Below are 12,390 nucleotides of genomic sequence, written 5' to 3' on the forward strand. Positions count from 1 at the left end.
CGACCTCGACTTCCAGCTCAGTGAGCTCCACGACACGCACGGGAAGGCGGTCGGCCTGCACGGCGCGCTGACCTACGCCACCGACCTGTTCGACCGGACTACAGTCGAGGGGATCGCGCAGCGTTTCGTCCGGGTTCTGCGCGCTGTCGCCACCGACCCCGAGCAGCCCGTCAGCCGCATCGAGATCCTCGACGACGCCGAACGCGACCTGATCCTCAACAGCTGGAACAACACCACCCGGGACCTGCCCGCCGCCACCCTGCCCGAGCTGTTCCACGCCCAGGTCACCCGCACCCCCGACGCCACCGCCCTCACCCACCGGGACGACCAGCTCACCTATGCCGAGGTGAACGCCCGCGCCAACCGCCTCGCGCGGCTGCTGGCCCAGCGCGGCGTCGGCCCCGAGACCCTGGTCGGCGTCCTCATGGAACGCTCCACCGACCTCGTCGTCTCACTCCTCGCGATCCTCAAGGCCGGCGGCGCCTACCTCCCCATCGACCCCAACTACCCCGCCGACCGCATCACCTACATGCTCGGCGACGCACGGCCCACCCTGGTCATCACCACCCAGGACCTCCAGGACACCCTCCCCGACACCACCACGCGGATCGCCCTCGACAACGCCGACACCGTCGCGCACCTCGCCGAACTCGACACCACCAACCCCGAGTCCGGCCTCCTGCCCACCCACCCCGCCTACGTCATCTACACCTCCGGCTCCACCGGCCGCCCCAAGGGCGTCGTGATCGAGCACGGCGCCCTGGCCCACTACCTGCGGTGGAGCGCCGAGGCCTACCCCTCCGTCAAGGGCGGGACCCTGCTGCATTCCTCGGCCGCCTTCGACCTCGCCGTAACGACGCTGTACGCACCGCTGATCAGCGGCGGAAGCATCGAGATCGCTCCCTTGGAAGACGGCGCGCGAGTTCAGGACAGCGACCGGCTGACGTTCCTCAAGGGGACGCCCAGCCACATACCCCTGCTCTCCGTGATTCCCGAAACCTTCTCACCGACCGGCGAGTTGGTGGTCGGCGGCGAGCAACTGCTCGGAGAGGTCCTCAACGCCTGGCGGAGCGTTCGTCCGGGGGCCACCGTGGTCAACGAGTACGGTCCGACCGAGGCGACGGTCGGGTGCGTGGAGTACCGGGTCCTTCCTTCGGACGAGGTACCGGATCGAGCCGTTCCCATCGGGCGCCCCATCTGGAACACCCGCGTCTACGTCCTGGACGCACACCTCCAGCCCGTCCCACCCGGCACCGTCGGCGAGCTCTACCTCGCCGGCACCCAGCTCGCCCGTGGTTACCTGAACCGTCCGGGCCTGTCCGCCGAGCGCTTCGTCGCCAACCCCTACGGAGGCTCCGGCGAGCGCATGTACCGCACCGGTGACCTGGTGCGCTGGCGTGCGGACGGCATGCTGGAGTTCGCGGGACGTGCCGACGACCAGGTCAAGATCCGCGGCTTCCGCATCGAACTCGGCGAAATCGAATCGGCACTGGCCGCACACCCCGCCGTCTCCCAGACCACCGTCATCGCCCGCGAAGACACCCCCGGCGACAAGCGCCTCGTCGCCTACATCGTCCCCACCCCGGACGGCGACGCGGACACCGAGCTACTGCGCAAGCACCTCGCGACGGAACTCCCCGACTACATGATCCCCAGCGCCGTCGTGCAGCTGGAAACCCTGCCGCTGACCGCCAACGGCAAGCTCGACCACCGAGCCCTCCCCGCACCGGACTACGCGGTCGGCGCCTCCGGGCGAGCGCCCCGCACCGCCCAGGAAGTGGTCCTCTGCACCGTCTTCGCCGAGGTGCTCGGCCTGCCGAACGTCGGCATCGACGACAACTTCTTCGAACTCGGCGGCCACTCCCTCCTCGCGACCCAGCTGGTCAGCCGGATCCGCACCGTGCTGGGTGTCGAGGTCGGCATCCGCGCCCTGTTCGAGACCCCGACCGTCGCCGGCCTGGCCGCACGCCTGGGCTACGCCTCGACGCAGGACGCCCTCGGCATCCTCCTGCCGATCCGGCCGCACGGGGAGGGCGCACCTCTCTTCTGCATCCACCCCGGTGGCGGGCTGAGCTGGTGCTACTCGCCGCTGGCCCGCATCGTGCCGACCGAGCACCCGCTCTACGGGGTGCAGGCCCGGGGCCTCGACGGTTCGTCCGAGCTGCCCGCCTCCATCGAGGAGATGGCGGCGGAGTACATCGAGCAGATCCGCAGCGTTCAGGAGTCCGGCCCGTACCACCTCCTGGGCTGGTCCTTCGGAGGTGTGGTCGCGCACGAGATGGCGGCGCAGCTCGAGGCCGACGGCGAGCAGGTGGGAGCGCTGACCCTCCTGGACGCCTATCCGTCGAACCTGCTGGAGACGATGCTGGCGGTCTCCCTGGAGGGAACGCCTTCCGGCGAGAACGGTGGGACGGCCGAGATGGCCGACCTCGCGGACATCATCCGCAACGGCGGTGACACGGTCGCCGACCTCACCGACGAGGAGGTGGAGACGGCTGCCCGAGTGATCCGGAACAACGCCAGGCTGCTGATGGAGCACATGCCCCGCACCTTCGAAGGGGAGCTGCTGCTCGTCGTCGCAACCGAGGACAAGCTGGAGAGCGCCCGCCCGGTCGAGATCTGGGAGCCCTACGCGTCCGGGGGGATCCGGGAGCACCGGCTCCCCTGCACCCACACGGAGCTGGTCCAGCCCGACAGACTGCTCGATGTCTGGCATGCCGTGTCGAAGCGGCCGGGTTCGGGCGGCGAGGAGACGCTCGGCTGACCTGAGGCTGCCGACGCGGCTCAGCGGCCGTCGCTGAGCCCGTCCGAGAACGGCTGAAGGATTCCGTCCGGTCGATCAGACCGGGCGGAATCCTTCGTTGTGACCCTCAGCCTGCGGCATCGCCGCGATCCGGCCCGCCACGGCTCCCTGCGAAGCCGGTCAGCCGGCCGCCCCGGTCGTCCGGTCGGCACCAGGCAGGGTGCGCATCCGGCGGGCGGCCCGGTTCCGCTCGGCGAGCTGGTCGTCCGGCGGGTAGCCGACCTCCTCGAGGGTCAGCCCGTACGGCCGGATCACGTTGACCGCCGAGTTGCGGACCCCGCCGGCCAGCACCTCGCCGGGGAACTCCACCGGCCGGTGCCCGTCGCCGACCAGCAGCATCGCGCCGACCAGCGCCCGGACCATGTTGTGGCAGAAGGCGTCGGCCCGGACGGTGGCGACCGCCAGCGAGCCCTCCTGGGCCGCGTAGGTGTCCACCGGGACGCGGTCCCAGTGCAGCTCCAGCAGGGTGCGGATGGTGGTGGCGCCCTCGCGCTTCTTGCAGTACGCGGCGAAGTCGTGCTCGCCGAGCAGCAGCTTCGCGGCCGCGTTCATCCGGTCCAGGTCCAGCGGCCGGTCGTGCCAGAGCACGTGCCCGCGCAGCAGCGGGTCGACCCCGGCGGGGTGGTCGGCGACCCGGTACGCGTACCGGCGCCAGATCGCCGAGAAGCGCGCGTCGAACCCGGTCGGCGCCTCGCCGATCCGGTAGATCCGGACGTCCCCGGGCAGCCGCCCGGCCAGCCGGCGCAGCAGCTTCTCCCGGTGCGCCTCCCACAGCTCGGCCGGCAGGTCGACGTGGGCGACCTGGCCGCGGGCGTGCACCCCGGCGTCGGTGCGGCCGGCCACGGTGAGCGGGAAGAGCTCCTGGCTGCGGGTGACGACCTGCAGCGCGCTCTCGATCTCCTCCTGGACCGTGCGGCGGCCGCCCTTCTGGCGGGCCCAGCCGGAGAACTCGGCGCCGTGGTACGCGAGGTCGAGCCGGACCCGGACGTACCCGTCGGCCGGACCGTCCTTCACCGGCGGCTGCTCGGCGCAATCACTGACCACTGCTTCTCTTCTCCCAGGGACCTCGCGGACAAGGAACGGGCCCGCTCCCCCATCGCTGGGAAAGCGGGCCCGCGGCAACACCTAGAGGCGTCAGGCCTGCTCGGCCTCGGCGACCTCGTCAGCCTTGGTCTCCTCGACCTTGGCCTCCTCGGCCTCCTTGACGGCGCGCTTGGTGGCGGCCTCGGCCTCGCCGACGGCGGTCTGCGCGACGGTCAGCGCCTCGACCAGCTCGATCACGGCCATCGGGGCGTTGTCGCCACGACGGGGGCCGATCTTGGTGATGCGGGTGTAGCCACCCGGGCGGTTCTCGTAGCGCGGCGCGATCTCGGTGAAGAGGGTGTGCAGCACGGCGATGTCGGTGATCGTCTTGCGCACCAGGCGACGGTTGTGGATGTCGCCCTTCTTCGCCTTGGTGATCAGCTTCTCCGCCAGCGGGCGCATCCGACGGGCCTTGGCCTCGGTCGTGGTGATGCGGCCGTACTGGAACAGCTCCCGGCACAGACCGGCGAGCAGCAGCGGCTCGTGGTGCGGGCCGCCGCCGAGGCGGGCACCCTTGGTGGGACGCGGCATGGAATTACTCCTTGGATCTCCGACTGCGGCCGTACCAGGTACCACAGCGGGCGTACGGGCACTGTGCCCGTACGGCTTTCATGACGACGGGGGCGGCTCCGTGGAACCGCCCCCGCGGCCAAATCTCTTAGTACTGCTCGGTCTCGGCGAAGTGCGAGTCGTCGAGGTCGTCGGCGCCGAAGGCGTCGGCGGCGGCGGTCGGGTCGAACCCGGGCGGGCTGTCCTTGAGGGCCAGGCCCATGCCGGCCAGCTTCGCCTTGACCTCGTCGATCGACTTCGCACCAAAGTTGCGGATGTCGAGCAGGTCGGCCTCGGAGCGGGCGACGAGCTCACCCACGGTGTGGATGCCCTCGCGCTTGAGGCAGTTGTAGGAGCGGACGGTGAGCTCCAGCTCCTCGATCGGCAGCGCCAGGTCGGCGGCCAGGGCGGCGTCCGTCGGGGACGGGCCCATGTCGATGCCCTCGGCGTCGATGTTCAGCTCGCGGGCGAGGCCGAACAGCTCCACCAGGGTCTTGCCGGCCGAGGCCATGGCGTCACGCGGACGCATGGCGGGCTTGGTCTCGACGTCGACGATCAGCTTGTCGAAGTCGGTCCGCTGCTCGACACGGGTGGCCTCGACCTTGTAGGTGACCTTCAGCACGGGGCTGTAGATCGAGTCGACCGGGATGCGGCCGATCTCCTGGCCGGAGGCCTTGTTCTGGACGGCGGAGACGTAGCCGCGACCGCGCTCGACGGTCAGCTCCATCTCCAGCTTGCCCTTGCCGTTGAGGGTGGCGAGGACCAGCTCGGGGTTGTGCACCTCGACACCCGCCGGCGGGGCGATGTCGGCGGCGGTGACGACACCCGGGCCCTGCTTGCGCAGGTACATCACGACCGGCTCGTCGTGCTCCGAGGAGACGACCAGCTGCTTGATGTTGAGGATGAGGTCGGTCACGTCCTCCTTGACGCCCGGCACGGTGGTGAACTCGTGCAGGACGCCGTCGATGCGGATGCTGGTGACAGCGGCACCCGGGATCGACGACAGGAGCGTGCGGCGCAGGGAGTTGCCGAGGGTGTAGCCGAAGCCCGGCTCCAGCGGCTCGATCACGAACCGCGAGCGGAACTCGTCGACGACCTCTTCGGTCAGCGACGGACGCTGAGCGATAAGCATGGGGGGTAATCCTCCAGTTGTCTTCGGCACCCACTATTTGATGCCGACAGGACCAAGCGTACGGGCTCCCGAGAAAAACGGGAGCCCGTACGAGGTTTAAAGCAGGACCCAGCGGGCCCGGATCGCCCCCCGAAGGGGACGGCACGGGTCAGACGCGGCGGCGCTTCGGCGGACGGCAGCCGTTGTGCGGGGTGGGGGTGACGTCCTGGATCGAGCCGACCTCCAGGCCGGTGGCCTGGAGCGAACGGATCGCGGTCTCGCGGCCGGAGCCCGGACCCTTCACGAAGACGTCAACCTTGCGCATGCCGTGCTCCTGCGCGCGACGGGCAGCGGCCTCGGCGGCCATCTGCGCGGCGAACGGGGTGGACTTGCGCGAGCCCTTGAAGCCGACGTGGCCGGCGGAGGCCCAGGAGATCACGTTGCCCGCGGGGTCGGTGATCGAAACGATGGTGTTGTTGAACGTGCTCTTGATGTGCGCGTGGCCGTGAGCGACGTTCTTCTTTTCCTTGCGGCGGATCTTCTTCGCGCCGGCAGCCTGACGACCCTTGGGGGGCATAAGTCTGTTCTCCTACTGAGGTGGTCGGTCCGCTGACCCGCGGGCCGGAGGGATGTCCGGTTACGGGACGGACTACTTCTTGCCCGGCTTCTTCTTACCGGCGATCGCGCGACGCGGGCCCTTGCGGGTACGCGCGTTGGTGTGGGTGCGCTGGCCGCGGACCGGCAGGCCACGGCGGTGACGCAGACCCTCGTAGCAGCCGATCTCGACCTTGCGGCGGATGTCGGCGGCCACCTCGCGGCGGAGGTCACCCTCGACCGTGAAGTTGGCGTCGATGTACTGGCTCAGCTTGACCAGGTCGTCCTCGGTGATGTCGCGAACGCGGACATCCGGGTTGACGCCGGTCTCGGCGAGGGTCTGCTGGGCGCGGGTACGGCCGATGCCGTACACGTAGGTGAGGGCGATCTCGATCCGCTTCTCACGGGGGAGATCAACGCCGGCGAGGCGTGCCATTCAAGGCTCCTGTGGTTCTTCAGAGGTCTTGCGTGCTACCTACTCCGACACCTCACGGTGAGGGAGCCCCGGCCTCTGACCGGGGGCGGCAGTCCGCCTGTTCCAGGACGGATCGGGTAGCCCGCTTATGACGTTTTCGCGTCGCGCGAAGTACTACGAGAAATGCTGGGGAGAGATCAGCCCTGGCGCTGCTTGTGGCGCAGGTTGTCGCAGATCACCATGACCCGGCCGTGACGGCGGATCACCTTGCACTTGTCGCAGATCTTCTTGACGCTCGGCTTGACCTTCATGTTCAGGTTCTCCGGGTCTAGATCTGACGTTCTTACTTGTAGCGGTAGACGATCCGGCCGCGCGTGAGGTCGTAGGGGCTGAGCTCCACGACGACCCGGTCGTCCGGCAGGATGCGGATGTAGTGCATGCGCATCTTGCCACTGATGTGCGCGAGGACCTTGTGACCGTTCTGCAGCTCGACCTTGAACATCGCGTTCGGAAGAGACTCGATCACGGTGCCCTCGATCTCAATGGCGCCTTGCTTCTTAGCCATGAACTGCGAGATCCACCTTCCGGGACCGGCTACCGTATGCGGAACGCTCGTGCGAACCTGGGTTCACCCCTGCCCCGAGGGGAAGAGGGCGCGCTGAAGCACGCTACGAGTGAGCCGACGGTCCATCCTACGCCAGCGCGCGCGATGGGCCAAAACCGGGGCCCGGAAGGCGGTACTCGTCACACTCGCGGCTCAGAGCACGGTGGAGACGGTCAGCGGCTCCACGTGGGCGGTGCAGGCCGAGCAGCGGCGGGCGGCCTCGGGGATCTCGGTCAGGCACTCGGGGCAGGGGCGCTTCGGGGTCTTCGGCTTCTTCGGCAGGTAGCGCGCGGTGGCCTTGGTGACCGGCAGCACCACGCAGAAGTACAGCACCGCGGCGGTCATGAAGAACGCGATCAGCACGTTCAGGAACTGGCCGTACGGGAAGATCACCCCGCCGATGTCGGCCTTGTACGAGCTGAAGTCGCCGGCCGCGCCGACCACCACACCGACCAGCGGGGTGAGGAAGGCCGACACGAAGCCGGTCACCACGGCGGTGAACGCGGCACCGATGACCACACCGACCGCCATGTCGACGACGTTGCCGCGCATCATGAAGTCGCGGAATCCCTTGAGCACGTGCTCTCTCCTGCATCGATCGAAGGCCAGTCAAGCCACGGATTTGCCACTGCCAGCCGTTAAAAATAGGACAAAAGCCCTGGAGGTCCAAACCTCCAGGGCTCTGATCCCTTGTCAGGAGCGGCGGTCGGACGCCGCCGCGACTACGCCAGCGGGTCCGGAGCGGCCGTGATGCCCAGCTTGGCGAGCTCGGCCTTGCCGCCGTCGAAGGCGGTCAGCACCAGCGGGCCCTGCTCGGTGACGGCCACCGAGTGCTCCCAGTGCGAGGCCCAGGTGCCGTCGTTGGTGACGACCGTCCACTCGTCGTCCAGCACGGTGGTGTGCGGGGTGCCCAGCGAGACCATCGGCTCGATCGCCAGCACGGTGCCGGGGATCAGCTTCGGGCCCTTGCCGCGGCCGCGCTCGACGTAGTTCAGCACGTGCGGCTCCATGTGCATCGCGGTGCCGATGCCGTGGCCGCCGTAGCCCTCGGTGATGCCCCACTTGCCCTTGGGCGGCAGCGGCTGGCGGCGGATGTAGCCCTCGATCGCCTTGGAGACGTCGACCAGGCGGTTGTTCTTCTTCATCTGGGCGATGCCGGCCCACATCGAGCCCTCGGTCACCCGGCTCAGCATCTCGACCTCGGGGCGGACCTCGCCGACCGCGACGGTGATCGCCGAGTCGCCGTGCCAGCCGTCCAGGATGGCGCCGCAGTCGATCGAGATGATGTCGCCCTCCTGCAGCGCCCGCTCGCCCGGGATGCCGTGCACGACCTCGTTGTTCACCGAGGCGCAGATCACACCGGGGAACCACAGGCCGCCGTGGTGGGCGCGGAAGTTCGAGGTGGCGCCGTGGCCGGTGATGACCTTGTCCGCGATGTCGTTGAGCTCCTGGGTGGTCACCCCGGGAGCGACCGCCTCGCGGCAGGCCTTGAGCGCCTCGGCGACGACCAGCCCGGCCGCTCGCATCTTCGCGATCTGCTCGGGGGTCTTGATCTCCACCATCAGGTCACGCCTTCCAAGTCCGGATTACCACTGCCTACCACCGTACGACGCCGAAACGGCCGGGCCGCCCGCTCCACGGGCGACCCGGCCGTACACGCGTACCTCGCTGAGGGACCTCAGCCGTTCTGCTTCAGCGCCTCGATCGCGCGCTGGGTGACCTCGTCCACCTTGCCGAGGGCCGAGATCGTCGCCACCAGGCCCTGCTGGACGTAGTAGTCGATGATCGGCTCGGTCTCCGTGTGGTAGACCTCCAGGCGCGTGCGCACCTTCTCCTCGGTGTCGTCCGAGCGCTGGTACAGCTCGCCGCCGCACTCGTCGCAGACGCCCTCGACCTTCGGCGGGTTGTAGTCCACGTGGAAGACGTGGCCGCCGTCGTTGCGGCACAGGCGGCGGCCGGCGATCCGGCGGACGACCTCGTCCTCGGGGACCTCCAGGTCCAGCACGCCGTCCAGCTTGATGCCCTGCTCGGCGAGGAACTCGTCCAGCGCCTTGGCCTGGCCCAGGTTGCGGGGGAAGCCGTCGAGCAGGAAGCCGTTGGCCGCGTCGGCCTGGAGCATGCGGTCCTTGGCCATCCCGATGGTGACCTCATCCGGCACCAGGCGACCCGCGTCCATGTAGCTCTTGGCCTCGAGCCCCAGTGGGGTGCCCTGGCCGATGTTGGCGCGGAACAGGTCGCCGGTGGAGATGTGGGGGATGGACAGGGTCTTGGCGAGCAAGTGCGCCTGAGTACCCTTCCCGGCCCCGGGAGGACCAACGAGGACGATACGCATCAGCGGAGGAACCCTTCGTAATTGCGCTGCTGGAGCTGGCTCTCGATCTGCTTCACAGTTTCGAGTCCGACGCCGACGACGATGAGAACGCTGGTGCCGCCGAACGGGAAGTTGGTCTGCTGTCCGAAGGCGACCAGGGCGATCATCGGGATCAACGCGATCAGGCCCAGGTAGAGCGAACCCGGCCACGTGATTCGGGTCAGCACGTAGTTCAGGTACTCGGCCGTCGGCCGGCCGGCCCGGATGCCCGGGATGAAGCCACCATACTTCTTCATATTGTCGGCAACTTCTTCGGGGTTGAAGGAGATCGCGACGTAGAAGAAGGCGAAGAAGACGATCAGCAGGAAGTAGGTGGCCATGTAGATCGGGTGGTCACCCTTGACGAAGTTCTGCTTGATCCACACCGCCCAGCCCGCCTGGCTGTTGGTCAGCTGGACCACGAGAGCGGGGATGTACAGCAGCGACGAGGCGAAGATGACCGGGATGACACCGGCCTGGTTCACCTTGAGCGGGATGTAGGTCGAGGTGCCGCCGAACGCCCGGCGGCCGATCATCCGCTTCGCGTACTGGACCGGGATCCGGCGCTGGGCCTGCTCGACGAAGATGACCAGCATCACAACGATGATGCCGACCGCGACCACGGAGAGGAACTCGACCCAGCCGCCGCCGATGGTGCCGGACTGCTTGATCGCCCACATGTTGGCCGGGAACTGCGCGGCGATCGAGGTGAAGATCAGCAGCGACATGCCGTTGCCGATGCCGCGGTCGGTGATCAGCTCGCCCAGCCACATGATGACCGTGGTGCCGGCCGTCATCGTGATGACCATGGTGGCGATCCGGAACACCGAGGTGTCCGGCACGATCTGGTTGGCCAGCGGGCAGCCCGAGAACAGCGCACCGCTGGAGGCCGTCGCCACGATGCCGGTGCCCTGGAGCACGGCGAGCGCGATGGTCAGGTAGCGGGTGTACTGGGTGATCTTCGCCGTACCGGCCTGGCCCTCCTTCTTCAGCGCCTCCAGTCGCGGGATCACGACGGTGAGGAGCTGGAGGATGATGCTCGCCGTGATGTACGGCATGATGCCGAGGGCGAAGATCGTCAGCTGGAGGAGCGCGCCGCCGCTGAACAGGTTGACGAGTCCGAAGAGGCCGGAGTTCTTGGTCTCCTTCACGCACTCGTTCACGGCCGTGAAGCTCACGCCCGGAATCGGAATGTGCGAGCCCAGCCGGAACAGCACCATGATGCCCAGCGTGAACAGCAGCTTCTTGCGCAGGTCGGGCGTCTGGAACGCCCGCGCGAACGCACTGAGCACGGTGCCTCCTGCGCCTCCCGCGCGTCGTCGGCGGGAGGGTCGGTCCTGGAATGGGGAGTTTGCGGTTCGGGCTCCCGTACAGACGGCACAGGCGAGCCTACGCGCAGCCTACAAGGGAACTCCACGGACTCTAACAGTGCGCGGCCACTCGAAAGAAGCGCGTCCGGCCGCTCCCCCACTCACGGGGTACGGGATGCCCGGATTTGCCACACAAAAGAGCGAGCGCCTTACCGGGCCGGAGCGGCCGATACGGGAATGGCCCGAAAAAGCACGAGCCCCGCACTTCCCGGAGGAAGTGCGGGGCTCGAAGCCGGTGGTCAGCGGGCTCAGACGAGCTCGGTGACCGTACCGCCGGCGGCGGTGATCTTCTCGGCGGCCGAGCCGGAGACGGCGTCGACCGTCACCTGCAGGGCAACCGAGATCTCGCCGGTGCCGAGCACCTTGACGAGGGAGTTCTTGCGAACCGCGCCCTTGGCGACCAGGTCCTCGACCGTGACCTCGCCACCCTGCGGGTAGAGCTCGGCCAGCTTGTCGAGGTTGACAACCTGGAACGTGATCTTGAACGGGTTCTTGAAGCCCTTCAGCTTCGGCAGACGCATGTGGAGCGGCATCTGGCCACCCTCGAAGCGCTGCGGAACCTGGTAGCGGGCCTTGGTGCCCTTGGTACCACGACCGGCGGTCTTACCCTTGGAGCCCTCACCACGACCCACGCGGATCTTGTCGGTCTTGGCACCCGGGGCGGGACGCAGGTTGTGGATCTTGATCGGGTTGTCGCCCATGATCAGTCCACCTCCTCAACCGTCACCAGGTGACGGACCGTGTGGGCCATCCCGCGGATCTCGGGACGGTCCTCCTTCACCACGACGTCGTGCATGCGCTTGAGACCAAGCGAACGCAGGGTGTCACGGTGGTTCTGCTTGCTGCCGATGTACGACTTGGTCTGCGTGATCTTCAGGCGAGCCATCAGGCGCTCACCCCAGCAGCACGCGCCCGCAGCAGAGCGGCGGGGGCCACGTCCTCCAGCGGCAGGCCACGACGGGCGGCGATCTCCTCGGGGCGCACGAGGCCCTTCAGAGCGGCCACGGTGGCGTGCACGATGTTGATCGCGTTGTCCGAGCCGAGCGACTTCGACAGGATGTCGTGGATGCCGGCGCACTCCAGGACGGCACGCACCGGACCACCGGCGATAACACCGGTACCGGGGGCGGCGGGCTTCAGCAGCACGACGCCGGCGGCCTTCTCACCCTGGATGGGGTGCGGGATGGTGCCCTGGATACGGGGGACGCGGAAGAAGTTCTTCTTGGCCTCCTCAACACCCTTGGCGATGGCGGCCGGAACCTCCTTCGCCTTGCCGTAACCGACACCCACGGTGCCCTCGCCATCGCCCACCACGACGAGCGCGGTGAAGCTGAAGCGACGGCCACCCTTGACAACCTTGGCGACACGGTTGATCGCGACGACGCGCTCGACGTAAGCGGTCTTCTCGACAGCCTGGGCGTTGCCCTGACCGTCACGCTTACGGTCGCGCCGCTCGCCACCCGTGCCGCGACCGGCGCCGCCTTCGCGGCGCTGGGGTCCAGCCATTGGAA

At 68.4% G+C, this 12,390-nt stretch carries 15 protein-coding genes; 1 reads left to right on the plus strand and 14 read right to left on the minus strand.

The features are described from left to right. Nucleotides 1–2,764 (plus strand): amino acid adenylation domain-containing protein (locus ACFVWU_RS07785; protein WP_387616904.1); only part of this gene is annotated, 2,764 nt, incomplete at its 5' end. Nucleotides 2,765–2,923: 159 nt separating this feature from the next. Here the strand turns inward: ACFVWU_RS07785 and truA are convergent. The 14 genes from truA to rpsE form a co-directional block, all read right to left on the minus strand. After that, nucleotides 2,924–3,817 carry a tRNA pseudouridine(38-40) synthase TruA gene (gene truA, locus ACFVWU_RS07790; RefSeq protein ID WP_387616906.1) on the minus strand — a complete coding sequence of 298 codons (894 nt, stop codon included), beginning with the start codon at nt 3,815–3,817 and terminating at the stop codon, nt 2,924–2,926. Nucleotides 3,818–3,937: 120 nt separating this feature from the next. Beyond that, nucleotides 3,938–4,417, minus strand: a complete 480-nt coding sequence (gene rplQ / locus ACFVWU_RS07795) for a 50S ribosomal protein L17 (protein ID WP_387616908.1) — start codon at nt 4,415–4,417, stop codon at nt 3,938–3,940. A 127-nt stretch (nt 4,418–4,544) separates the two neighbouring features. Next, nucleotides 4,545–5,567, minus strand: coding sequence for a DNA-directed RNA polymerase subunit alpha (locus ACFVWU_RS07800; RefSeq protein ID WP_049649049.1), 1,023 nt, complete (start codon nt 5,565–5,567; stop codon nt 4,545–4,547). A 148-nt stretch (nt 5,568–5,715) separates the two neighbouring features. After that, nucleotides 5,716–6,123, minus strand: coding sequence for a 30S ribosomal protein S11 (gene rpsK / locus ACFVWU_RS07805; protein WP_030232513.1), 408 nt, complete (start codon nt 6,121–6,123; stop codon nt 5,716–5,718). A 72-nt stretch (nt 6,124–6,195) separates the two neighbouring features. After that, nucleotides 6,196–6,576 carry a 30S ribosomal protein S13 gene (gene rpsM / locus ACFVWU_RS07810; protein WP_380608253.1) on the minus strand — a complete coding sequence of 127 codons (381 nt, stop codon included), beginning with the start codon at nt 6,574–6,576 and terminating at the stop codon, nt 6,196–6,198. Nucleotides 6,577–6,752: 176 nt separating this feature from the next. Then, complete coding sequence (gene rpmJ / locus ACFVWU_RS07815) at nt 6,753–6,866, minus strand: 50S ribosomal protein L36 (protein WP_003956441.1); 114 nt, start codon at nt 6,864–6,866, stop codon at nt 6,753–6,755. Between the two features lie 32 nt (nt 6,867–6,898). Continuing rightward, complete coding sequence (gene infA, locus ACFVWU_RS07820) at nt 6,899–7,120, minus strand: translation initiation factor IF-1 (protein ID WP_003956442.1); 222 nt, start codon at nt 7,118–7,120, stop codon at nt 6,899–6,901. Nucleotides 7,121–7,312: 192 nt separating this feature from the next. Beyond that, nucleotides 7,313–7,738 carry a large conductance mechanosensitive channel protein MscL gene (mscL, locus tag ACFVWU_RS07825; RefSeq protein ID WP_387616911.1) on the minus strand — a complete coding sequence of 142 codons (426 nt, stop codon included), beginning with the start codon at nt 7,736–7,738 and terminating at the stop codon, nt 7,313–7,315. A gap of 143 nt (nt 7,739–7,881) precedes the next feature. After that, a complete protein-coding gene (gene map, locus ACFVWU_RS07830) occupies nt 7,882–8,721 on the minus strand; it encodes a type I methionyl aminopeptidase (protein ID WP_387616913.1) in 840 nt (279 codons plus the stop codon). 116 nt (nt 8,722–8,837) lie between these two features. Continuing rightward, nucleotides 8,838–9,491 carry an adenylate kinase gene (locus ACFVWU_RS07835; RefSeq protein ID WP_387616915.1) on the minus strand — a complete coding sequence of 218 codons (654 nt, stop codon included), beginning with the start codon at nt 9,489–9,491 and terminating at the stop codon, nt 8,838–8,840. Continuing rightward, nucleotides 9,491–10,801, minus strand: coding sequence for a preprotein translocase subunit SecY (gene secY / locus ACFVWU_RS07840; RefSeq protein ID WP_387616917.1), 1,311 nt, complete (start codon nt 10,799–10,801; stop codon nt 9,491–9,493). The genes ACFVWU_RS07835 and secY overlap by 1 nt, the downstream gene beginning before the upstream one ends. Nucleotides 10,802–11,127: 326 nt before the next feature. Then, complete coding sequence (rplO, locus tag ACFVWU_RS07845; protein WP_255752515.1) at nt 11,128–11,580, minus strand: 50S ribosomal protein L15; 453 nt, start codon at nt 11,578–11,580, stop codon at nt 11,128–11,130. Nucleotides 11,581–11,582: 2 nt separating this feature from the next. Beyond that, a complete protein-coding gene (gene rpmD, locus ACFVWU_RS07850; protein ID WP_030055835.1) occupies nt 11,583–11,765 on the minus strand; it encodes a 50S ribosomal protein L30 in 183 nt (60 codons plus the stop codon). Further along, entirely contained in the window at nt 11,765–12,385 is a 621-nt protein-coding gene (gene rpsE / locus ACFVWU_RS07855; RefSeq protein WP_030280788.1) for a 30S ribosomal protein S5, read from the minus strand. The genes rpmD and rpsE overlap by 1 nt, the downstream gene beginning before the upstream one ends. Nucleotides 12,386–12,390: the final 5 nt, after the last annotated feature.

The sequence above is a fragment of the Kitasatospora sp. NPDC058190 genome, from assembly GCF_042883685.1.
In the GTDB taxonomy this organism is placed as follows: Bacteria; Actinomycetota; Actinomycetes; order Streptomycetales; family Streptomycetaceae; genus Kitasatospora.